The organism is Rhizorhabdus histidinilytica (assembly GCF_900167915.1).
Taxonomy (GTDB): Bacteria; Pseudomonadota; Alphaproteobacteria; order Sphingomonadales; family Sphingomonadaceae; genus Rhizorhabdus; species Rhizorhabdus histidinilytica.
The window spans coordinates 390190-411387 of record NZ_FUYM01000004.1; the positions used below are offsets into that span (position 1 = coordinate 390190).

Consider the following 21198-nt stretch of genomic DNA (forward strand, 5'->3'; position numbering starts at 1 on the left):
GATGGACAAGGGGGGCAGCGAGGGCAGCTACGACTATATCGTCGTCGGCGGCGGGAGCTCGGGCTGCGTGACCGCCGGCCGGCTCGTCCGGGAACAGGGCGCGCGCGTGCTGCTGCTCGAAGCGGGCGGCGACGACGACGATCCGCTGATCCGGATGCCGGCGGGCACGTTCAAGATGATGCTCGGCGGAAGCCCGCACATCAAATCCTACCAGTCCAGCCCCCAGCCGCACCTCGCCGGGCGCATCGTCCCGATCCCGCAAGGCAACGTCATCGGCGGCGGCAGCTCCGTGAACGTCATGGCCTATATGCGAGGCTGCGAGGAGGATTATGCCCGCTGGGACCAGGCGATCGGCGGCGGATGGTCCTGGGCGGACATGCTGCCCCATTTCCGGCGGCAGGAGGGGAATGTCCGCCTCGACGACGAAAGCCACGGCAGCGACGGCCCGCTCAAGGTTTCCGATCCGCACTACAAGGTCAGCGCGACGAGCTACTTCCTGCGGACGATGCAGAAGCGCGGCCTCTCCTTCCGCCACGATTTCAACGCCGGCAAGCTGGTCGGCGTCGGTTATCTGCAGACGACGATGGACGGACCAAGGCGGTGCAGCGCGGCCGACGCCTTCCTCGCCCCTTGCCGCGGCGATCCCCGCCTGACGATCGCGACCCATGCCGTCGCGACCTGCGTCAGGGTGGAGGACGGCCGCGCGGTCGGCGTCGAATATCGTCATAAGGGCCGGTCCTGCTTCGCCGCCGCGAGCCGGCAGGTGATCCTGACCGCCGGGGCGCTCGCCACGCCCAAGCTGCTGATGCTGTCCGGGATCGGCGATGCGGAGCATCTCCGCTCCCACGGCATCGATCCCATCGTCGACCTGCCCGGCGTGGGGCAGAATCTCCAGGACCATGTCGTCGTCCGCCTCACCACGGCGACCGACGGCGCGTTCGGCTATTTCGGCCAGGACCGCGGTTTCCGGATGATCGTCAACGGCCTGCGCTACCTGCTTTTCAAGGATGGACCGGTGTCGTCGAACGGTGCGGAGTGCATCGGCTTCGCCAGTCTCGACGCGCCCGACGGCGCCGCCGACACCCAGCTCTACTGCCTGGGGATCATGTGGCCTTCCGCGCGTTCCGGGCCGGTGACGCACGGAGTGACGCTGATGGCCAGCCTGACCCAGCCGCGCTCGCGCGGCAGCGTGCGGCTCCGTTCGTCCGATCCGTTCGACGATCCGATCGTCGACCTCAACTGGCTGAGCGAGCAGGCCGACGCTGACCTGCTGGTCAAGGGCCTGCGCTACCTGCGGCAGATCGCGGACAGCGAGCCGCTCGCCTCGATCATCGCGGAGGAGCGGGCGCCCGGCCCGCTCGTCCAGTCGGACGAGGCGCTCGAACGCTATGTCCGCGAGACGGCCGAGAGCGCCTATCATCCGGTCGGCACCTGCCGCGCGGGGAAGGACGGCGATCCGATGGCGGTGCTGACTCCCGATCTCCGGGTCCGCGGCATCGACGGCCTGCGCGTGTTCGACGCGTCGATGATGCCCAATATCGTGTCGGCCAACACCAATGCGGTCGTCATGGCGGCCGCTGATCGCGGCGTCGACCTGATGGTGGGACGGGCGGGCTAACTCAAGAGAGGAAGCCCTGCACCGTCTCCTGGAGCAGGCCCTTGAACCACGCATGGCCCGGGTCCTGGTCGTTGCGCTGATGCCAGAACAGCCGTTCCTCGATGGTCGGCATCTCCACCGGCACGGGCAGCGTCCGCACATTGTAGCGGTCACCGTGGAGCTGGGCGAGGTGGAGGGGGACGATCGCCACCATATCGGTGTGGCTCACCGTGTCCAGGGTGAGCTGGAAATTGGGAAGCCAGGCGCGGATCTGAGGCTGCTTCGGCTGCTGCCGCCACATCTGTTCGCTGATGCCGGCGATCACGTTGCCGAACCGGGTCTCGATATAGGGCAGCTCGCAGAGCTGGTCGAAGGTCACGGTGTCGCCGACACGGCTGTTCTGCCGCGACGTCACCAGCACGAACTCATCGGTGAACAGGTCGAGCGAGGACAGCGAGCTGTCCAGATTGACCTCGTCGGACAGTATCCGCGCCGAGATGGTGATCGCGAAATCGAGTTGGCCGTCGATCAGGCGATGGACCGTGTCCGTCGCGAGATCCTCGAACTGGACACTGATATTGGGCGAGATCCGTTCGATCCGGCACAGCAGCGGCGCCGCGAGGATGTCGCTGCAGAAGGTGGTCGCACCGATCCGGAACACCCGTCGCGCCGTTGCGGGGTCGAACTCCTCGGGCTTGTCGGTCAGGTCGCGGACCTTGATCAATATCTCCCGCACCGGATCGGCGAGCGCCCGTCCACGGACCGTCAGCTCCATCCGGCGTCCCACCCGCTCCAGCAGCGGATCGGAAAAATGCCAGCGCAGCTTTTGCAGCGCGGCGCTCATCCCCGGCTGGGAGATGTTGATCCGCTCGGCCGCGCGGGTGACGTTCTTCTCCGTGAAAAGGGCATCGAGCGCGATCAGCAGGTTGAGATCGAGTCCCCTCAGATGCATCCCCGATAATCCTTCCAGCCGGACCGACCATTTTTTCGCACATTGGCCCGTGGCCCGGTTGATGGGCAACCAAAATCGGCCCGGGCGACACGCCGGTTTCCGCCGCTGAGAAGGAAGGCTCAGGCCGAGAGTGCGTCGACGACCTCCTCGGCGGAGACGATGTCCGAGAAATAGCAGGCGAGGCCGTTGAGCGCGTGGTTGTGCTCGGCATCGCTCAGGGCCGCGGTCGCATCGGCGACCACGATCACCTTGTAGTCGAGCTGCATCGCGTCGCGCGCGGTCGATTCACAGCAGACGTTGGTCGCCGTCCCGGTGATGATCAGGGTATCGATCCCGCGCTCCCGAAGCCGATCGTGCAGCTCGCTCGTTCCCTGTACGAACGCGCCGAAGCGGGTCTTGCTGACCTTGATGTCGGACGGCGCGACGTCGATATCCGCGTGGAGCGCGAAGCCCGGACGGTCGGGCCCGAACGTCTCCAGCATCGCGTCCCGCCGGTCGGTCGGGATGAAGCGGTCGAACCAGGTCGTCCAACCCTTGCTGCTCTCCTCGGTCGCGAGGAACTGGACGAAGACGTTCAGCCCGCCCGCGTCGCGCACCGCCCGTGAGATGGCGTTGATCGCGGGAATGATCTCGCGCGCCACCGGAATCTCGACGATCGCGCCCGGCAGGGTGAAGCCGTTCTGCATGTCGATGACCAGATGCGCCGTCCGCTTCGGATCGATCGTGTCCAACAAGCCGCGATGGGTGCCCCGCATCGCGATCAGCCGGGCCCGGATATCCTGATCGATGCTGATCGCGTGCATGCCCCTTCCCTCCTGCTGCGGCGGTACCGGCCATAGGGTGGGCCCGGATTGCGATCAAATCGCCGGCTTGGATGAGCACCATAGCCAGGACCTATTGCGCGCCGCCCGCCCGGCACGGGCGGCGCCAGCACGAAGCCAGCTCAGAAGCTGTAGCGGGCCTCCAGGCCGAAGGTCCGGGGCGGCGCGACCGCGCCCTGGGCTGGCGTGCCGAGGATCGGGGTGTTCACCACGCCGCTCGTCTTGGTGTCGATATCGGTGATGTTCTTCACGAAGGCGGTGACCTGCCAGTTGCTCGGCGCCTTGTAGGTCAGCGAGGCGTTGACCTTGGCGAACGGCTTCTGGCTCAGCAGCTTCAGATTGGCCGGCGTGAAATAATAGCGGGTCGAATATTCGCCATCGACGCGGGCCGCGATCTCGCCGTCGCCCAGCTCCCATGTGTAGGTGCCGGCCAGATAGGCCTGGAACTCTGGCGCGTTGTTCAGATGGTTGCCGCTGAAATCGACCGTGGCCAGCAGCGGGCGGGCGCCGTCGGGGCCGACATAGTTCTTATACTTGGTGTTGAGGTAGGAGCCCGAGGCCTCCAGCTTGAACTGGTCGCTGACGATCGCATCGATCTGGGCCTCCACACCATAGACCCGCGCCGTCGCGGCGTTGGTGGTGACGACCGCAGGGCCTACGACCTGCAGCACCTGCAGGTTGGTATAGTCGTAATAGAAGCCCGCGGCGTTGAAGCGCAGCCGGTTGTTGGCCAGGGTCGTCTTGATGCCGACCTCATAGGCGGTCAGCTTCTCCGGCTCGAACGCCGGCGCCACCGTGGTGACGTCGTAGCCGCCCGACTTGAAGCCCTTCGAATAGGACGCATAGATCATCGTCCGCGGATCGACCTGATACTGGATTCCGAGACGGGGCGTCGTCGAATTGAACGAGACGCGCGGCTGCACCGTCACCGGCGGCAGCGGGGTGTCGTTGGTGGTGGGCGAATTGGCGATATAGGGCTGCGTCAGGCTGAAACCGTTGATCAGGAAGGCTTGTTTGCGCTCGTTGCTGACGCGGATGCCGGCGGTGAGCGACAGATTGTCGACCACCTCATAGGTCGCCTGGGCGAAGGCCGCCTTGGCGCGCGTCTTGATCGTGCCGCCCACCTCGACGAAGTCGACCAGATAGTCGGGGGTGCCATCGTCGGGAACGCCGAAGAAGGCGTTGAGCACCGAGCGCGGGAACGGCGAGGAACCCGGGATCGAGGCGTCCTTCTCGCGGAAGTAGAACAGGCCGGCGGTCGCCTTCAGCCGGTCCGAGGTGTAGTTGAGCTGCACCTCCTGGCTGAACTGGTGCGCGGGCTCGCCGGCGATGAAGAAGGCGTCGACGGTGCTGCCGCCGCCCAGCGGGGTGATCGTCAGCGAATTCTGGTCGCGATAGCCCGTGATCGACTTGAGCTGGAAGTCGCCCAGGTTCCATTCGAGGATGCCGGTGACCGCGTCGATGCGCAGGCGGAACTTGGAATCGCGCGGCGCCGCGATGTCCTGGACGTCGGAGGCCGCATAGCCGCCGAGCTGCTGGAAGACCGGCGGCGTGCCGAGCGCGCCGGGGAGCCCGGTCAGGCCGGCCGCGCCGAAATAGTGCAGCGCCGCGCCATTGTCGCTCTGCTTGTAATGCTCGTAGATCAGGGTGCCGGTCAGGTTTTCGGTCGGCTTGACCACCACCGTGGCGCGGACGCCCCAGGCGTCCTTGTCGCTGACGTCGTTGCCGGTGACCAGATTCTTGCCGTAGCCGTCATGCTTGTCCATGAAGCCGGCGACACGGACGAGGATGCGGTCCTCGACCAGCGCGCCGCCGACCGCGCCCTCGACGTTGAGCGCGCGATAATTGCCGACCAGCACGCGGCCGAAGCCCGACCATTCGTTGGTCGGCCGCGCGGTCGACATGTTGACCGAGCCGGCGGTGGCGTTGCGGCCGTAGAGCGTGCCCTGCGGCCCCTTCAGCACCTCGACCGAGGCGATGTCGTACATGCCGGCGAGCTGCGCGATCGGGCGCGAGACATAGACGTCGTTCAGGTTGACCGCGACCGCGCCCTCGGCGGTCGGCACGAAGCCCGAGCTGCCGATGCCGCGGATGGTAAGCTGGGCATAGCCGTCATTCTCACCCATCTTGAAGGCCGGCACGAGCTGCTGCATGTCGGTCAGCGTGCGCACCTGGGCCGCGACCAGCGTATCGGCGCTCAGCGCCGTGACGGCGACCGGCGTCCGCTGCGCGCTGCTGCTGCGCCGCTCGGCGGTGACGATGATGTCCTGAAGGCCGGTGGTGCCGGCATCGTCCGCCGTCGCGGCCGGTGCCGCCTGCTGCGCCTGGACGGCGCCGGCCGCGACGAGCAGGCTCGCCGACAGGGCCGACGCATGAAGAAGCGCTCTTATGCTAGTCATGATCTCGAATCCTCCCCTAAATAAGGCAAAAGCTAGCCACTGCCCGGACCGTCTTTTTGACGATCTCCTCCGAGCATCTCGCTTGCCAGAAAGAATTACATGTTCGCTAAGTCGGTAACATTCCAAATCGAGAAAAATGGTTTTTCCAAATCACGCAGATTGTTTCTCAAAAACTCTGAAAAATAATTATTCATTTAATCAAAGGTATGCTGCGCATGTTTACGCCGTCATGAGGCTAATCTTGTCCGTGGCGACCGCGCTCCGTTCCTCGCGGCACATCTGCGCGATCCTTCGCCTCACGCGGATCGCGGCGGCGTCGCTCGGCAGGATCGCGGGCTTCAGCGCCCAGAAATCCTCGCCGCCCATCCGATCGGCGACGCCCTCGACCATCGGATTGTCCTCGGCCAGGAAGACGCGGCTCTGCGCCTCGCGCACCATCGCCGGAATCCACGCCTCATCGTCGCCGTAGGAACCCGAGCTGCCGAAGAAATAATGGGTGCTCTGCTCGGTTTCGGGGGTGAAGATATGGAAGGCATAGGCGCCCTTGTCCTGGACCGGCTCGGCGCCCGGCGGCACCGCGCCGAAGTCCATCATCATGACCGAGGGCGCCATCCAGACGACGTTGTTCCATTGGTCGCAGGGCTGCCCCTGCATCGGCCCGAAACCGCACAGCGTGTCGGGCATCCAGAGCACAGCGCGGATCATCCCGTTCTGCTCGCTCACCTTGACCTCGGCCGCGCGCATCGTCTCATTGCCGAGCGATCCGTCATGCAGGAAGCCGACATGGGTCAGGTCCATGATATTGTCGGTCTCGAGCAGCCAATTGGCCTTCACGTGCAGGTAGTTGCCGATATTGTCGTGCCCGCCGGCCGGCGGAATCCGATCGAGGACGGGAATGCTCGCCTCGTCGGCCAGCGCCGGATCGCCCGGCCATATCCACAGGATGCGGTGGCGTTCGACCAGCGGATAGGCGCGCGTCCGCGTGCCCGGCGGGAAATGCCCGCTGCCGCCCGGATTGGCGATGCAGGCCCCGCTCCGGTCGAACTGCAGGCCGTGATAGCCGCACTCGATCCGGTCCCCTTTCAGCCGCCCGAGGCTGAGCGGCGCGAAGCGATGGGGACAGCGATCATCGAACGCGACGGCGACGCCATCGTCGAAGCGGGCCATGACGATCGGCTTGCCGAACAGGCGACGCGCCAGCAGCCTGTCGCGGACCTCGTCCGCCCAGGCCGCCATATACCAGCAGTTGAGGGGAAAGCTGCGATCCGACATCCTCGAGTCCCGAATGCTGCTCTTCACCGACAGCTTGTGTGTCACGGTAGTTAAGGCGGATGCCGGCCTGCCGTGTAGGCAGCTAGCCGAAAGACATTCTTTCCAATTTGGCACGTCCGTCGCTTGCATCCCACATCTATGCGGTCGGCGCCGCTCCGATCGGGAATCCGGGCGGATTGACGCTTCCGTCCGCCGGACGTGAACCTTTCCGCCCCACCGACCCTCCATTTTTTCCATTTCGGAAATCCAGTGGTTCCGCGATGCGATTGTCAAAGCCGGCCTGGCCCCTCAGGCTCGCGGCAAAAGCTTAGGGAGCGACACGAGGATGAAAAGCTGGAAGGACGATCCGCGGGCGGACACCAATCCCCTGTTCAACGACAATCCGCTCAAGCTCGGGCTGTTCGGCCTGAACGGCATCGGGATCAGCATGACCAACGTGCCCGAGGCGCCCAACGCTCGCTGGAGTGAATCCGTCGCCGTCTCGAAGATCGCCGACGAGGCGGGGTTCGAGGCGAACGTCCCCTATGCGCGCTGGCGCGGCTTCATCGAGGAGGAACCCTCGCATCGCAGCGGCCTCGCCATGGATTGCTACACCTGGGCCGCGGCGACCAGCCAGCTGACCAGCCGGGGCGGCGTCTTCTCCACCTCGCACGTTCCCACCATCCATCCGATCGCGGCGGCCAAGCAGTGCGCGACGATCGACCTGATCTCGGGCGGCCGCTTCGGCCTCAACGTCGTCGCCGGCTGGAACAAGCCCGAGCTCGACATGTTCGGCGCGCCGATGAAGGAGCATGACGACCGCTACGCGCAAGCGGCCGAATGGATCGAGGTCATCCGCCAGCTCTGGACGCGCGAGGAGGCCTTCGATTTCGAGGGCCAATATTATTCCATCAAGAAGGGCATCAGCTTGCCCAAGCCGATGCAGAAGCCTTTCCCGCCGATCATGAACGCGGGCGGATCGGATCGCGGCCGCGCCTTCGCCGCCAAATATGCCGACATGGCCTTCGTCATCGTCAAGTCGGACGACCCCGACGAGATCCGCAAGGAAGCCGACCTCTACCGCCGGACCGCGCGCGAGGAGCATGGCCGCGACATCCAGATCTGGACCTATGCCTATGTCGTCCAGCGCGAGACCGAGCAGGAAGCGCGCGACTATCTGAACTATTACGCGGTCGAGCATGGCGACGACCGCGCGCTCGACGGCTGGATGCGGCTCCAGGGCATGCACACCCAGCTCATGCCCAAGGACGTGATGGAGGCGATGCGCTTCCGCTTCAAGGCCGGCAATGGCGGCTTCGAGCTGGTCGGTACCGCCGACCAGATCACCGCGCGCCTGGAAATCCTCAAACAGGGCGGGATCGACGGCGTGCTGCTCGGCTGGGTCGGCTTCGAGGACGGCATCCGGCGCTGGGTCAAGGACGTGATGCCCCGTCTCACCCAGGCCGGTCTGCGGCTGGGCTGACCGCATGGCCTTCGACAGGACGCTGGTCGCCGAGCTGGCGGCCCGGCTCGATCGGGCCGAGCAGGATCGCGAGCAGATCGCCCAGTTCTCGCGCGCCTATGACGGCATGACGATGGACGATGCCTATGCCGTGCAGGCAGCCTGGATCGACCGCAAGGTGGCGGCGGGCCAGACGGTCATCGGCCACAAGATCGGGCTGACGAGCCGCGCCATGCAGCGCGCGGTGAACATCACCGAACCCGATTATGGCGTGCTGCTGTCGCCGATGCGCTTCCACGACGGACAGACCATCCCGATCGAACGCTTCATCGAGCCGCGCGTCGAGGTCGAGATCGCCTTCGTCCTCAGGAAGCCGCTGGAGGGGCCGGACTGCACGATCTTCGACGTGCTCAACGCGACCGATCATGTCGTCCCGGCGGTCGAGATCATCGACGCCCGGATCGAGCGCCACGACCGGAACGGCGGCGGCACGCGGACGGTCCTCGACACGATCGCCGACAACGCCGCCAATGCCGGCATCGTGATCGGCGGCCGGCCGATGCGGCCCGACGCGATCGACCTGCGCTGGGCGCCCGCGATCCTCTACCGCAACGGCGAGATCGAGGAGACCGGGGTCGGGGCCGCCGTGCTCAACCATCCGGCCAACGGGCCGGCCTGGCTCGCCAACCGGCTGTCGCGCTTCGGGGTGTCGCTCCAGGCGGGGGAGATCATCCTCGGCGGATCGTTCACCGGACAGGTGTTCGTGCGGCGCGGCGACAGCTTCCATGTCGATTTCGGGCCGCTCGGATCGATCGGGATGCATTTCGCGTGAACATGTTCAAGACCGCGATCGCCGCCGGACGGCGGCAAATCGGCTTCTGGCAGGCGCTGGCGACCCCCTATACGGCGGAGATCTGCGCAGGTGCCGGCTTCGACTGGCTGCTGATCGACGGCGAGCATGGCCCCAACGACCTGCCGCTGGTGCTCCGGCAGTTACAGGCGATCAAGGGCTCGCCGGCCGAGCCGGTCGTGCGCCTGCCCTGCGCCGACAGCGTATTGGTGAAGCAATATCTGGACATCGGCGCGCGCACCCTGCTCGTCCCGATGATCGAGAGCGCGGCACAGGCCGCGGCAATGGTCGCCGCCTGCCGCTATCCGCCGCGCGGCGTCCGTGGCGTCGGATCGGCGATCGGGCGGGCCAGCCGCTGGAACCGTACGCCCGACTATCTCCACAATGCCGAACGCGACATCTGCCTGCTGTTGCAGGTGGAGAGCGTCGCCGGGCTGCAGGCCTGCGACGCCATCGCCCGCACCGACGGGGTCGATGGCGTCTTCATCGGCCCGTCCGACCTCGCCGCCGCGCTCGGCCATCTCGGCAATCCCGGCCATCCCGACGTCCAGGCGGCGATCGCCGACGCGATCGGCCGCGTCCTCTCCGCCGGCAAGGCGGCGGGCCTGCTCGCGGCCGACGAGCAGCTGGCGCGCCGCTATCTGGCGGCGGGGGCGAGCTTCGTCGCTGTCGGCACGGACGTCACCGTCCTGGCGCGCGGCGCCGAGGCGCTGGCCACCCGGTTCCGCGAAGACGAGGGCGCGCCCGCGGCCGGGGCGGTCTCCGACCAGACCTACTGATCGCCGACCGCTTCGAGGATGCTACCCTTGCGCTCGCGCGCGATGCGCTGCGCGAGGATGCGGCGCGCACGAACGCCGCCGGCGTCGGTCGGCAGGACCACCGGACGCAGCTCCATGATGTCGCGATGACCGACGCGCCGCTGCTGCGCCTCGAGCACCGGCTTGTCCTGCTCGCCGAAGCCCACACGCTGCCATTCGCGGATCTTCTCGTCGGCCTCGGCGTCACCGACGCCATAGTCGCGGCTGTGCGCGTAGAAATAATGGCAGCTCCCGTCCGCCTCGGGGGTGACGAGATGGGCGCTGTGGTTGCCGATCACATATTTGTCGGGCTCGCCCGGCTCCGTCACCGTCGCCGACAGCTTGATGTTGGAGGGCAGCGTCCAGCGCGTCTCCATCGTGAAGTCGATCAGCTTGTCGGGACCTAGGAAGCTTTGCAGGAACGGAGCCGGCCGGCCGTTCGGGAAGGTGATCGATCGATAGACGATATCGCCGTCCTGCCAGGTGTCGTCGACGAGCCGGTGATAGGCCTCGGACGCCTGGAAGTCGCGATGGACGAACTGGATGTGGGTCAGATCAGAGAGATTGTCGATCGCGAGCTGATAGTCGGCGCGGACATGGGCATAGCCGGTGACCGTCGCCCGCGCGGGATCGGCGAGGAAGGAGAAGTCGGCGACCTCGTCCGGGTCTGCGAGCGCCGGATCGCCGGTCCAGACCCAGATCACCCGGTCGCGCTCGACGACGGGATAGGAGCGCACCACCGCGCGTTCGGGTGGATCGCCCAGCGGGTTGAACATGCAGCGCCCGTCGCTCCCGAAGCGCAGCCCGTGATAGGCGCATTCGAGCACGCCGTCGGCGACACGGCCCAGGCTTAGCGGTACGAAGCGGTGGGGGCAGCGATCGGCGAGCGCGACCAGCCCGTGGCGGCCGCGGAAGCAGACGATATCGTCGCCGACGATCTTCCGGCCGAGCGGGGCCTCCCCGACCTCCTCGCTCCAGGCCAACATGTACCAGGCGTTGCGCAGGAAATTGCCGCTCATTTCTCCACCCACGTCACGATCGTCCTCAGGCCGGCTCGGTCACGCGATGGCGAAAGCTGCTGCCGATGTGATCGGACGGCAGCCGGCCGTCGGTTTCCGGAAAGAATTTCTGCCGCATCGTGCCCGGCGCATAGGCGGTCTTGTAGAGCCCCCGGTTCTGCAATTCGGGCACGACCAGGTCGACGAACGCGCCCAGCCCGCCGGGCTCGACCGTCCGAACCAGGTTGAAGCCGTCGATGTCCGCCTCCTCAACCCATTGCGCCATCTCGTCGCACACCTCGTCGGCCGAGCCGACGAAGAAGGCCTCGCGCCCGCCGACCTTGCCGAACCGGCCCAGGTCGCGGACCTGCAGCGGCCGGCCGGGATTATGGGTGGTCATCGCCTCCATGATCGACTGGATCGCGTTGCTCTCGACATAGGTGATCGGATCGTCGGGCGCATATCTGGACAGGTCGATGCCCAGCCATTGCGAGAACATCGCCAGGTTGCCCGTCTCGTCGCTATAGGCCGCGATGTCGCGCTGGATGTCGCGCGCTTCGGCGCTGGTCGGGGCGACGATGACGGTAGCGGCGTTGAACACCTTGATGCTGTCGGGCGCCCGACCTGCGCGCACCGCTTCGTCTCGATAGGCACCTACCGTCTTGCGGGCGAAGCCGATGTCGCTGGTCGACATGAAGGTGCATTCGGCGTGCCGCCCCGCGAAGACCCGCCCGCGCGACGAGGCGCCGGCGGCGTAGATCAGCGGCGTGCGCTGCGGCGACGGCTCCGACAGGTGGATGCCGTCGCAGCGATAATGCTCGCCATGATGGTGGACGGCATGGATCCTCGACGGATCGGCGAAGATCCGCGACGCCTTGTCGCGCACCGCGGCACCATCCTCCCAGCAGCCTTCCCAGAGCTTGTACATCAGCTCCATATATTCGTCGGCGATGTCGTAGCGCGCGTCGTGCGCCACCTGCTGGGTCGCACCGACCGCGCGGGCGGTGCTGGCGAGGATGCCGGTCACCACATTCCAGGCCACCCGCCCCTTGGTCAGGTGATCGAGCGTGCTGAATCGACGCGCGAGCAGATAGGGCTGTTCATAGGTGGTGTTTCCGGTGATCCCGAAGCACAGGTCGCGGCTGACGGCCGCCATTGCCGAGATCAGCATCATCGGATCGTTGTTCGGCATCATGGTACCCGAGCGGAGCACCGCGTCGGGCGTCCCGCCATAGACGTCGTTGGCGCCCAGCACGTCCGCCAGGAACACCGCGTCGATCAGCCCGCGCTCGCACAGCCTGGCGAGATCGGTCCAGAATTCGAGGTCGGTATAGGCCAGCCCGTTCGATTTCGGATGCGCCCAGAGCCCAGCCCAGGATTGCGTCGGGGACGCCATCGAAAAAGCGTTGACCGCGATCTGCTTGGTCCGCCCCATATCCACTCCTCGCCATGATATTTGCTTACAGCATCGCCCGATGCCGGCCGACGGCAAGCCGGAATCCGGAATGTTACTCTTGTCATTTTGGAAAGCGCTTTTGGTTGGCCCGCGTGCGAGCCGCGGCGGTAGACCGATGCCATGAACAGGGGAGAGGATCGATCCATGCCGCCTCGGGACGGGGCCGCCACCACCGCCCGTCCGACCGGGCATGGGCATGATTTCCATTGCTACGAACCGGCCACCGGCCATGGCCTGCGCCACAATCCGATGCAGGCGATCATCGCGCCGCGGCCGATCGGCTGGATTTCGTCGGCCAGCGCGGCCGGAGTCAACAATCTCGCGCCCTACAGCTTCTTCAACATGTTCCGCGCGACGCCGCCGCTGATCGGCTTTTCGAGCGGCGGGCGGAAGGATAGCCTGCGCAACGTCGAGGAGACCGGGCGCTTCGTCTGGAACCTGGCCACCCGCTCGCTCGCCACGGCGATGAACCTCTCCTCCGCCGTCGTCCCGCACGAGGTCGACGAGTTCGTCCTCGCCGGGCTGACGCCTATGCCGTCGAGCTTCGGCAGCCCGCCCTGCGTCGCCGAATCCCCAGTCTCGTTCGACTGCGTGCTGACCCAGATCGTCGATCTTCAGGATCGCCACGGCCAGCCGTCGGGATCGCACCTCGTCATCGGCGAGGCGGTCCATGTCCGCATCGCCCGCTCGCTGATCGCCGACGGGGTCTACGACACGCTGGCGAGCGATCCGATCCTGCGCGGCGGCGGCACTGCCGACTATTTCCATCTGACGCCGGACGGCCATTTCCGGATGGAGCGGCCGGACTAGTCGGCGACGAAGTATCAGGAGAGGCAATGCGATGATCGACAGCGTGACGACGCGACAGGGCCGGCTCAGCGGCATCGCGACGCGGAGCGGGACCGCCTTCCTGGGCATTCCCTATGCCGCGCCGCCGGTCGGCGACCTGCGATGGCGTCCGCCGCATGACCCGCTGCCCTGGCAGGGAACGCGCGCGGCCGGCCGCCATTCGCCGGTCGCGATGCAATATACGCCCTCGCCCGCTTCGCTCTATCATCCCGGTTCACCGCCACAGAGCGAGGACTGCCTGACCCTCAACGTCTGGACCGGCGCCGGGAGGGGATCGGAGCGGCGGCCGGTGATGGTCTGGTTCCACCTCGGCGCCTTCATGTTCGGTTCCTCGGCCTGCACCACCGCGCCCGACGGCAAGCTCCTGTTCGACGGCGCCGCGCTCGCCGCGCAGGGCGTCGTCGTGGTGACGGTCAATTACCGACTCGGCCGCTTCGGCTTCCTCGCCCATCCCGGGCTCAGCGCCGAAAGCGACCATCGCGCCTCCGGCAATTACGGCTTCATGGACCAGGTAGCGGCGCTGCGCTGGGTGCGCGACAACATCGCCGGCTTCGGCGGCGATCCGGACAACGTCACCATCTTCGGCGTGTCGGCCGGGTCGGCGAGTTGCTCGATGCACATGGCCTCACCGCTGTCGAAGGGACTGTTCCATCGCGCGATCGCCGGCAGCGGCGCCTTCATGGGTCCGCCGAGCCGCAGCAGCGGCCTGTTCGACAAGCTGCTCGACCTGCCCTCGGCCGAGGCACGCGGCCTCCAGATGTCGGAGGCGCTGGACGCCGGCGACGTCGCCGCGCTCCGCGCCCTGCCCGCCGATGTTATCATGGCGGCACCGATCCCGATGGAGGCCGGCAGCTGGTACATGGAGGCGCTCGGCGGCCATCTCGGCGAGGGGGCCGCCGACACCAACTATCCGATTGTCGACGGATATGCCCTGCCCGACAGCCCGGCGGCGATCATCCGCGCCGACCGGCACAACGACGTGCCGCTGCTGACCGGCTCGACCGTCGACGACTGCTCGGGCCTGCCCGCGATCCGCAGCCTCGCCGACTATCGGGCCTATGTCCGGCAGGACATGGGCGCGCTCGCCGACGCCGCGCTGCGCGCCTATCCCGCCGACGACGACCGGGAGGCCGCGCGCGCCAGTGGCGACCTGCTCGCCGACCGGGTGTTCGGCTGGCAGAACTGGACCTGGGCCAGGCTCACGGCCCGGCACGGCCGGCAGCCGGTCTATTATTATGACTGGCTCCATGCCCCGCCGATTCCCGAGGGCCGCTATATCGAGAGCGGCTTCGGCGCGGTCCATGCGGCCGAGATACCCTATATCTTCCGCAACCTCGACGCCTATGACTGGCCATGGACGGCGGCGGATGCGCGCCTGTCCGATCGCATCTCCGCCTATTGGGTCAATTTCGCGCGGTCGGGCGATCCGAACGGCGGCGATCTGCCGCTTTGGTCTCGGTTCGAGGGAAGCGACGGACCGGCGATGCGGATCGGTGCCGAACCGGCGATGGGCCGTCCGGGACGCGGCGAGCGCTTCGCGGTACTCGATGCTTATTATGCGGGCCGATAGTCGGCTTCAGCTTGCCTGAAACCGTTCGTGTCGAGCGAAGTCGAGACACGTTCCGAGCGCCAACGTCCCTCGACTTCGGCCAATGGCCGAAGTTTATCCCGAGCACCTGCCTTGCAGGCAGTCGAGGGGCTCGGGACGAACGGTCTGATCTTACCTTGATCCAGCAGTGCTGCGCTCACGCCATCCATTCGGGCGTGCCGCGGAAGGCATCGCGCAGGTGATCGATGAACACCCGCGTCTTGAGCGGCAGGTTGCGGCGCTGCGGATAGACGACGTAGATGAAGCTGTTGACCACCCCGCGATCGGGGAACAGCTCGATCAGCCTGCCGTCATTGATCTCCTGATAGACGAGATAGCGCGACAGATGGCCGATCCCCACGCCGTCGAGGATCGCCTGCTTATAGATGTCGCCATGGTTGACCACCAGGTTGCCTGACACATGGACGACATTCTCGACGCCGTCCTGCAGCAGCCGCCACTTGGCGGTGCTGGAGGCCTCGTTGGTCAGCAGGCAATTATGGTTTTCGAGATCCCTGGGCTCGGCCGGCATGCCGAATTTCTCGACATAGGCCGGCGACACGCACACGCTGCGGATGTTCGGCGCCAGCTTCACCGCGATCAGCCCGGGCTCCAGATTGCTGCTGATGCGGATCGCGACGTCAATGCTGTGGTCGATCAGGTCGACGAGTTCGGGCGTGACCCGGAAGTCGAGGCTGATCTTGGGATAGCGTTCCAGGAAGCTCGGGATCAGCCGCGGCAGATGGTAGCCGGCGAAGGACGGGCCGACGGTGATACGCAGCTTGCCCTGCGGCTCCATCTGATATTCGAGCATCTCCGCTTCGGTTTCCTCGACCTCCTTCAGGATGATCAGGCACCGATCGTAGAAGCGGCGCCCCAGCTCGGACACCGAGAGATGCTTGGTGGAGCGGACGATGAGCTGCCCGTGGATCTTCTCCTCCAGGAAGGAGACATGCTTGCTGATCGTCGAGGGCATGACGTTCAGCCGATAGCCGGCTTCGGAGAAGCTGCCCGATTCCACCACCGCCACGAAGGCGCGCAGCGCGCTCAGATTGTCGAGCATCGAGCGGTAGATGTTCTTGACGTCGCCCTTCATCCGGTCACCTGCCCCTTGCCGTGGCGCGTCCGCCCGCTGTCGTCAGGCGGCGCGCAGCGGGATCGACGACCGCGGACGATCATTGCCCCGCATTAGAGTCAAATATCGATGGGAGGGCAAGCTGCATGCCGAGCGTGCGGCCGACCGCACAGACCTGCATGAAGCGTGTCGCCTGGAACAGCAGCGCGACCGCCAGCCCGGGCGATGCGAGCGATGCCACCTGCTCGGCCGCATCGCGCGCCGCATCGTGGCGGCCCTCGACGATCGCGATCGACAGGGCGCGCGCGGCCTGCTGCAAAGGCGTGGTCTCCGCCGCCGAGGGACGCCCGACCATAGCCGCAATCCATTCGCGGTCGAACCCCAGCTTCACCGACAGCCTTTCATGCTGGATACGCTCATAGGGGAAATCCATCGCCTGGCAGACGGTCAGCGCGACGGTCTCGTTGACGTCGTCGGGGATCGCTCCCTTGAGTGCGACGCTGAGCCCCATGAAGGCGGACAGGACATCGGGCGCATGGCTCCCGTAACGGAAGAAGTCGCCGAAATAGCCGAGCCGATCGACCGTCGGCTGAAAGAGCTTCTGCAAAGTCTCGCCGATCTCGGCGAATTCGAGCGGGGATATGTTGGTCATCGTCGTCGCCTGCTGGGGAAAGGTTCAGACCAGTTCGGAGATATTGGTCTGGAAGCCGATCTGGGTGCCGAGATTCTTGATCGGGTCCTTCATCGTCTCCTGCCAGATCAGCGATTCCGCCGCGATCATCAGCGGGTGATCCTGGATGGTCAGCGAGTAGAAGCCGTCCGGCCCCGACGCATGGTTGTGGACCGACCAGCCCGGCGCCGACAGCATCAGGTCGCCGGCCTTCCAGAACAGCTTCTCGCCGTTGACGGTGCTGCGGCCCGAGCCCGCGAACCAGTAGTTGATCGCCGCCGAGCTGTGCCGGTGCGGACGATCGACCACGTCGCCGGGATAGGCGGCGATCGACGCGAAGAAGCTGTGCGTCGTGCCGTTCCGCCGCTCGGTCGCCGGATTGTAGAGGATGTAGAGGCGGCGCCCGGTATAGCCTTCGCCGATGCCGCGCACCGCGTTCAGCCGCGGCTCGACGATCGACCAGGGCCAGTGGAGCGCGCGGTTCTCGACCGTGTCGGGATCGACCAGATGCTCATAGGGCATCAGGAAGCCGCCGCCCTCGATCGGCACGATCGGCGCGCTGTCCTTGGCGCGGGGGCCGGCGGGGGCGTTCTGCGCCACCGTCTCGAACCATGCCCCGGAGATCTTCGAGTCCTCGGCTTCCTCGCCGTAGAAGACCATCAGCTTCTCGAGCATCGGCCGGTTGGAGAAGGTCAGCCGCACCAGCAGGTCCGACCCGCTATTCTCGTAGAAGACCGGGTGCATCGACGGCACGTTCCACACGTCGTGCTTCTCGACCCCGAAGCAGGAGGTGCCGATCCGCGCGGCGCCCTGTCCGCGGATGCAGGTGCCGACCGCCGACCCGTTCGACCGGCTGACGCGGACGCTCTCGCCCGGCTTCAGCACCTCGATATGCGCGTCGATGCCGGGCGCCAGGCCCAGCCCGGGCGCCTGCGCCATCGGGTGGACGATGCTGGAAGCGCGCCGGCCGTTGGCGGGCGGCGGCTCGTCGGCGAGCCGCTCGACCTCCCGCTCGATCTCCTCTTTGGTGATCACGATCGACGGCCAGCTTTCCACCGAAGTGGCGAACTGTCCGCTTTGGTCGATGAGCTTCGCCTTGTGTGCCACGTCCACTCTCCCGAGACCTGTCATGCCGTTGCCATCATGCTCCGCCAGCGCGGCGGCACCCGCGTCGGCTGGTCGATCGTCATGCCGATGCCCTGCGCGGTGGCACGCTCATACGCCATGATCGCCACCGACAGGTCCGACAGGCCCGTGCCCATCGGCTTGAACAGGGTGATGTCCCCGCCAGCCGGCGGCGACACGCCGTCGCCGAGCAGCGAGCCGAGCGTGCGAACCGCCTCCCACCCCGCCGGTCCCTCACCGAAATGCTCGCGAAGCTCGCGCGAGTTGCGCTGGGCGTTGCCCAGGCTGTCGACGACCACGCGGGTGCTGCGCGCCAGCACGTTGGGCAGGCATTCGGCATTGGCGGGCAGGATCGCGCCAGCCGCGATCAGCAGCGTACCCGGCGCCAGCAGGTCGGCGTCGAGGAACGGCGCCGAGGCGCGGGTGATCAGCGTGACGATCGGCGCGCCGTCGACCGCCTCGGCCAGCGAGCCGCAATCGACCACCTCGAATGGGAAGGCCTGGCGCGCGCGCTCAACGAAGGCCGCGCGCTTCTCGGCGGTCGGGCTATGGATCCTCAGCCGGCGCAACGGCCGGACCGCCGCGATCGCCGCCGCCTGGGTCAGCGCCTGCGCGCCGGTTCCCACCAGCGCCATCTCGGCGGCGTCGGGCGCGGCCAGCATGTCGGCCGCCAGCCCCGATATCGCCGAGGTGCGAATCTGGCCGAGCGTCGCGGCTTCGAGCACCGCGAGCAACTGGCCGTCGCGCGTGTCGAACAGCGAGAAGATCGCGGTCGCGCCCCGGTCGGTATGGACCCAGGTCTTGAAACCGGCATAGTTCAGCCCCGGCGACAGCGACCCCAATGCATGCATCGCGCCGCCGGGCCAGACGCCCAGTGCCTTGTCGACCGTCTTCGCCCGCCCCTGCGCCTCCTCGGCCAGGCCGACGCGCAGCGCCGCCATCGCATCGTTGATGTCGACCAGCGACGCGACCTCGGCCTCGGTCAGCCAGATCAGCCGCTGCTTGGTCATGCGCCCGCTCCCTCGGCGACCACCGCGTTGCGCAGCAGGCCGACGCGCGGAATGTCGATCTCCAGCACGTCGCCGGGGGCCAGCCATATCTTCGGATCGCGCAGGAAGCCGACGCCGTCGGGGGTACCGGTCGAGATGATGTCGCCGGGCAGCAGCCGCGTGAAGCGGGTGATGTAGGCGATGAGCTGCGGGATGGTGAAGATCAGCGAGCCGAGGGTGTCCTGCTGGACCACCGCGCCGTTCAGCCGGGTCGTCAGCTCCAGCGTCGACGGATCGCCAACCTCGTCCGCAGTCGTCAGCCACGGGCCGATCGCGCCGCTCGCCAGGAAATTCTTGCCGGCCGTCACCTGCCGCGCATGGGCCTGATAGTCGCGCACCGAATTCTCGGCGAAGCAGCTATAGCCGGCGACATGGTCCATCGCGTCGGCTTCGTCGACACGCCATGCCGGGCGGCCGATGATCACCGCCAGCTCGCCCTCGAAGTCGAACTCGCCCGACAGCGACGGCGCCACCACCGGTTGCCCATGGCCGACCTGGCTCGACGCGAAGCGGACGAACAGCGACGGATAGTCGGGCAGCGGCGTGCCCGTCTCGATCAGGTGCCCGCGATAGTTGAAGCCGACCGCGATGATCTTGTCGGGATCGGTCACCGGGGGAAGGAAGGTCAGGCTCGACGGATCGACCGGGGCACCGGCGACGGTCGCCGCCTCGTCCAGCCGCCCATCGGCGATCAACGCCCTGACGCCGCTCGCAAATCCCTCGGGCAGCAGGACCAGTCGGTCGCCATCGTCCCGGACGATCCGGGCACGCCCCTCATGCAGGCAGGTTCCTATCCTCATCGGCTCTTTCGTTCGCTGTTGCGCTTTCCCGTAGGTAAGGCGGTTGCCGCCCCGCGGTGTAGGCACGTCGCCGAAAGACATAATTTCCATTTTGGCACTTCCGCCCGCGCGACGATGCCGCGCCGCCCGGTCGGCATTTTTTCGCGCGGATATGAGAAGGATCGCGACCCGCCTGCCGGTCTGGTGCCGATCGCCGGGGCCGCTTTTTCCAATTCGGAAATCCACTGCTTCCGCAGCGCGATTGTCAAAGCCCCGTCCGGGGATCAGCTTCCCGCCAAAATCTAGGGAGCGACACGAGGATGAAGAGCTGGAAGGACGATCCGCGGGCGGACACAAATCCCCTGTTCAACGACAATGCGATCAAGCTGGGCGTGTTCGGGCTCAACGGGATCGGCATCAGCATGACCGACGCCCCCGAAGCCGCGAAGGCGGACTGGAACGAGTCCGCCACGGTCGCGAAGATGGCCGACGAAGGCGGGTTCGAGGCGATCGTCCCCTATTCGCGCTGGCGCGGTTATATCGAGGAGGAGCCCGCCCACCGCAGCGGCCTCGCGCTCGACAGCTATACCTGGGCCGCCGCGACCAGCCAGATCGCGCCGCGACCGAGCATCTTCTCCACCTCGCATGTCCCGACGATCCACCCGATCGCGGCGGCCAAGCAATGCGCGACGATCGACCAGATCTCGGGCGGCCGCTTCGGCCTCAACGTCGTCGCCGGCTGGAACAAGCCCGAGCTCGACATGTTCGGCGCCTCGATGCTCGATCATGAGGACCGCTACGGCCAGGCCGCCGAATGGATCGAGATCCTGCGCGAGCTTTGGACCCGCGACGAAGCGTTCGACTATGAGGGGCGCTATTACACGATCAAGAAGGGCATCAGCCTGCCCAAGCCGATCCAGAAGCCGATGCCGCCGATCATGAACGCGGGCGGATCGGATCGCGGCCGCGCCTTTGCCGCGAAATATTCGGACATGGCATTCGTCATCATCCGTTCGGACGATCCCGACGAGATCCGCCGCGAGGCCGATCATTATCGCGACCTTGCCCGCACCGAGCATGGCCGCGACCTGCAGGTGTGGACGCTCGCTTATGTCGTCCAGCGCGATACCGAGCAGGAAGCGCGCGACTATCTGAACTATTATGCGGTCGAGCATGGCGACGATCGATCGCTCGAAGGCTTCATGGCGATGCACAACATGCATTCGCAGCTGCTGCCCAAGGACGTGATGGAGGCGATGAAGTTTCGCCTCAAGGCCGGCCATGGCGGCTTCGAGCTGGTCGGCACCGCCGACAAGATCACCTCGCGTCTCGAACTGCTGGCCAAGGCCGGCATCGACGGCGCGCTGCTCAACTGGGTCGGTTACGAGGACGGCGTCGGCCGCTGGGTCAAGGACGTGATGCCCCGGCTCAGGCAGGCCGGGCTGCGCCGCACCTGAGACGGGAACGCCAGCGACGCCTG

Annotated in this window: 18 protein-coding genes; 7 read left to right on the forward strand and 11 right to left on the reverse strand. The window is 66.7% G+C overall.

Annotated features, from left to right (window positions below):
- Window position 1: 1 nt before the first annotated feature.
- Window positions 2-1618, forward strand: a complete 1617-nt coding sequence (locus B5X82_RS11300) for a GMC family oxidoreductase (RefSeq protein WP_079648256.1) — start codon at window positions 2-4, stop codon at window positions 1616-1618.
- Window position 1619: 1 nt separating this feature from the next.
- Here B5X82_RS11300 and B5X82_RS11305 read toward each other — a convergent pair whose 3' ends face one another.
- From B5X82_RS11305 to B5X82_RS11320, 4 genes are all read right to left on the reverse strand, one after another.
- Window positions 1620-2549 (reverse strand): LysR substrate-binding domain-containing protein, encoded by a 930-nt coding sequence (locus B5X82_RS11305; RefSeq protein WP_079648257.1) that lies wholly within the window; start codon window positions 2547-2549, stop codon window positions 1620-1622.
- Between the two features lie 119 nt (window positions 2550-2668).
- A complete protein-coding gene (locus B5X82_RS11310; protein WP_079648258.1) occupies window positions 2669-3352 on the reverse strand; it encodes a cysteine hydrolase family protein in 684 nt (227 codons plus the stop codon).
- A 140-nt stretch (window positions 3353-3492) separates the two neighbouring features.
- Window positions 3493-5769, reverse strand: a complete 2277-nt coding sequence (locus tag B5X82_RS11315; RefSeq protein ID WP_079648259.1) for a TonB-dependent receptor — start codon at window positions 5767-5769, stop codon at window positions 3493-3495.
- Between the two features lie 219 nt (window positions 5770-5988).
- Window positions 5989-7041, reverse strand: coding sequence for an aromatic ring-hydroxylating dioxygenase subunit alpha (locus B5X82_RS11320; protein ID WP_079648260.1), 1053 nt, complete (start codon window positions 7039-7041; stop codon window positions 5989-5991).
- 325 nt (window positions 7042-7366) lie between these two features.
- Between B5X82_RS11320 and B5X82_RS11325 the strand changes: the two genes are divergently transcribed.
- From B5X82_RS11325 to hpaI, 3 genes are read left to right on the forward strand one after another with little or no spacing between them, the layout of a single operon-like run.
- Window positions 7367-8503, forward strand: coding sequence for an LLM class flavin-dependent oxidoreductase (locus B5X82_RS11325; RefSeq protein ID WP_079648261.1), 1137 nt, complete (start codon window positions 7367-7369; stop codon window positions 8501-8503).
- Between the two features lie 4 nt (window positions 8504-8507).
- The gene (gene hpaH / locus B5X82_RS11330) at window positions 8508-9314 is read left to right on the forward strand and encodes a 2-oxo-hept-4-ene-1,7-dioate hydratase (RefSeq protein ID WP_079648262.1); all 807 of its coding nucleotides are present in this window, start codon (window positions 8508-8510) and stop codon (window positions 9312-9314) included.
- Between the two features lie 2 nt (window positions 9315-9316).
- Window positions 9317-10111: a 4-hydroxy-2-oxoheptanedioate aldolase gene (gene hpaI, locus B5X82_RS11335; RefSeq protein WP_079648263.1), complete on the forward strand. Its 795-nt coding sequence runs from the start codon at window positions 9317-9319 to the stop codon at window positions 10109-10111.
- Here hpaI and B5X82_RS11340 read toward each other — a convergent pair.
- Together B5X82_RS11340 and B5X82_RS11345 are read right to left on the reverse strand one after the other, a co-directional pair.
- On the reverse strand, window positions 10105-11148 hold the full coding sequence (locus tag B5X82_RS11340; RefSeq protein WP_223811393.1) for an aromatic ring-hydroxylating dioxygenase subunit alpha: 1044 nt from the start codon (window positions 11146-11148) through the stop codon (window positions 10105-10107). The genes hpaI and B5X82_RS11340 overlap by 7 nt on opposite strands.
- A gap of 25 nt (window positions 11149-11173) precedes the next feature.
- Window positions 11174-12562 carry an LLM class flavin-dependent oxidoreductase gene (locus tag B5X82_RS11345; protein WP_079648264.1) on the reverse strand — a complete coding sequence of 463 codons (1389 nt, stop codon included), beginning with the start codon at window positions 12560-12562 and terminating at the stop codon, window positions 11174-11176.
- Window positions 12563-12727: 165 nt separating this feature from the next.
- Between B5X82_RS11345 and B5X82_RS11350 the strand changes: the two genes are divergently transcribed.
- On the forward strand, window positions 12728-13393 hold the full coding sequence (locus B5X82_RS11350) for a flavin reductase family protein (RefSeq protein ID WP_079648265.1): 666 nt from the start codon (window positions 12728-12730) through the stop codon (window positions 13391-13393).
- Between the two features lie 31 nt (window positions 13394-13424).
- Complete coding sequence (locus B5X82_RS11355) at window positions 13425-15002, forward strand: carboxylesterase/lipase family protein (protein ID WP_079648266.1); 1578 nt, start codon at window positions 13425-13427, stop codon at window positions 15000-15002.
- A gap of 175 nt (window positions 15003-15177) precedes the next feature.
- On the opposite strand, the gene B5X82_RS11360 is transcribed toward B5X82_RS11355, so the two are convergent.
- From B5X82_RS11360 to B5X82_RS11380, 5 genes are all read right to left on the reverse strand, one after another.
- The gene (locus B5X82_RS11360; protein WP_079648267.1) at window positions 15178-16116 is read right to left on the reverse strand and encodes a LysR family transcriptional regulator; all 939 of its coding nucleotides are present in this window, start codon (window positions 16114-16116) and stop codon (window positions 15178-15180) included.
- A 79-nt stretch (window positions 16117-16195) separates the two neighbouring features.
- The gene (locus B5X82_RS11365; RefSeq protein ID WP_079648268.1) at window positions 16196-16747 is read right to left on the reverse strand and encodes a carboxymuconolactone decarboxylase family protein; all 552 of its coding nucleotides are present in this window, start codon (window positions 16745-16747) and stop codon (window positions 16196-16198) included.
- Between the two features lie 24 nt (window positions 16748-16771).
- Window positions 16772-17872 (reverse strand): cupin domain-containing protein, encoded by a 1101-nt coding sequence (locus B5X82_RS11370; protein WP_079648269.1) that lies wholly within the window; start codon window positions 17870-17872, stop codon window positions 16772-16774.
- A gap of 20 nt (window positions 17873-17892) precedes the next feature.
- On the reverse strand, window positions 17893-18900 hold the full coding sequence (locus B5X82_RS11375; RefSeq protein ID WP_079648270.1) for an ornithine cyclodeaminase family protein: 1008 nt from the start codon (window positions 18898-18900) through the stop codon (window positions 17893-17895).
- Window positions 18897-19739 carry a fumarylacetoacetate hydrolase family protein gene (locus B5X82_RS11380; protein WP_079648271.1) on the reverse strand — a complete coding sequence of 281 codons (843 nt, stop codon included), beginning with the start codon at window positions 19737-19739 and terminating at the stop codon, window positions 18897-18899. Before B5X82_RS11380 ends, B5X82_RS11375 begins: the two co-directional genes overlap by 4 nt.
- A gap of 299 nt (window positions 19740-20038) precedes the next feature.
- Between B5X82_RS11380 and B5X82_RS11385 the strand changes: the two genes are divergently transcribed.
- Entirely contained in the window at window positions 20039-21175 is a 1137-nt protein-coding gene (locus B5X82_RS11385; RefSeq protein WP_079648272.1) for an LLM class flavin-dependent oxidoreductase, read from the forward strand.
- Window positions 21176-21198 lie beyond the last annotated feature (23 nt).

Excerpts from the sequence above, each read along its gene's own strand:
- B5X82_RS11300 (WP_079648256.1), top strand. The coding sequence starts at position 2 with ATGGACAAGGGGGGCAGCGAGGGCAGCTACGACTATATCGTCGTCGGC.
- B5X82_RS11305 (WP_079648257.1), bottom strand. The coding sequence starts at position 2,549 with ATGCATCTGAGGGGACTCGATCTCAACCTGCTGATCGCGCTCGATGCC.
- B5X82_RS11310 (WP_079648258.1), bottom strand. The coding sequence starts at position 3,352 with ATGCACGCGATCAGCATCGATCAGGATATCCGGGCCCGGCTGATCGCG.
- B5X82_RS11315 (WP_079648259.1), bottom strand. The coding sequence starts at position 5,769 with ATGACTAGCATAAGAGCGCTTCTTCATGCGTCGGCCCTGTCGGCGAGC.
- B5X82_RS11320 (WP_079648260.1), bottom strand. The coding sequence starts at position 7,041 with ATGTCGGATCGCAGCTTTCCCCTCAACTGCTGGTATATGGCGGCCTGG.
- B5X82_RS11325 (WP_079648261.1), top strand. The coding sequence starts at position 7,367 with ATGAAAAGCTGGAAGGACGATCCGCGGGCGGACACCAATCCCCTGTTC.
- hpaH (WP_079648262.1), top strand. The coding sequence starts at position 8,508 with ATGGCCTTCGACAGGACGCTGGTCGCCGAGCTGGCGGCCCGGCTCGAT.
- hpaI (WP_079648263.1), top strand. The coding sequence starts at position 9,317 with ATGTTCAAGACCGCGATCGCCGCCGGACGGCGGCAAATCGGCTTCTGG.
- B5X82_RS11340 (WP_223811393.1), bottom strand. The coding sequence starts at position 11,148 with ATGAGCGGCAATTTCCTGCGCAACGCCTGGTACATGTTGGCCTGGAGC.
- B5X82_RS11345 (WP_079648264.1), bottom strand. The coding sequence starts at position 12,562 with ATGGGGCGGACCAAGCAGATCGCGGTCAACGCTTTTTCGATGGCGTCC.
- B5X82_RS11350 (WP_079648265.1), top strand. The coding sequence starts at position 12,728 with ATGCCGCCTCGGGACGGGGCCGCCACCACCGCCCGTCCGACCGGGCAT.
- B5X82_RS11355 (WP_079648266.1), top strand. The coding sequence starts at position 13,425 with ATGATCGACAGCGTGACGACGCGACAGGGCCGGCTCAGCGGCATCGCG.
- B5X82_RS11360 (WP_079648267.1), bottom strand. The coding sequence starts at position 16,116 with ATGAAGGGCGACGTCAAGAACATCTACCGCTCGATGCTCGACAATCTG.
- B5X82_RS11365 (WP_079648268.1), bottom strand. The coding sequence starts at position 16,747 with ATGACCAACATATCCCCGCTCGAATTCGCCGAGATCGGCGAGACTTTG.
- B5X82_RS11375 (WP_079648270.1), bottom strand. The coding sequence starts at position 18,900 with ATGACCAAGCAGCGGCTGATCTGGCTGACCGAGGCCGAGGTCGCGTCG.
- B5X82_RS11380 (WP_079648271.1), bottom strand. The coding sequence starts at position 19,739 with ATGAGGATAGGAACCTGCCTGCATGAGGGGCGTGCCCGGATCGTCCGG.
- B5X82_RS11385 (WP_079648272.1), top strand. The coding sequence starts at position 20,039 with ATGAAGAGCTGGAAGGACGATCCGCGGGCGGACACAAATCCCCTGTTC.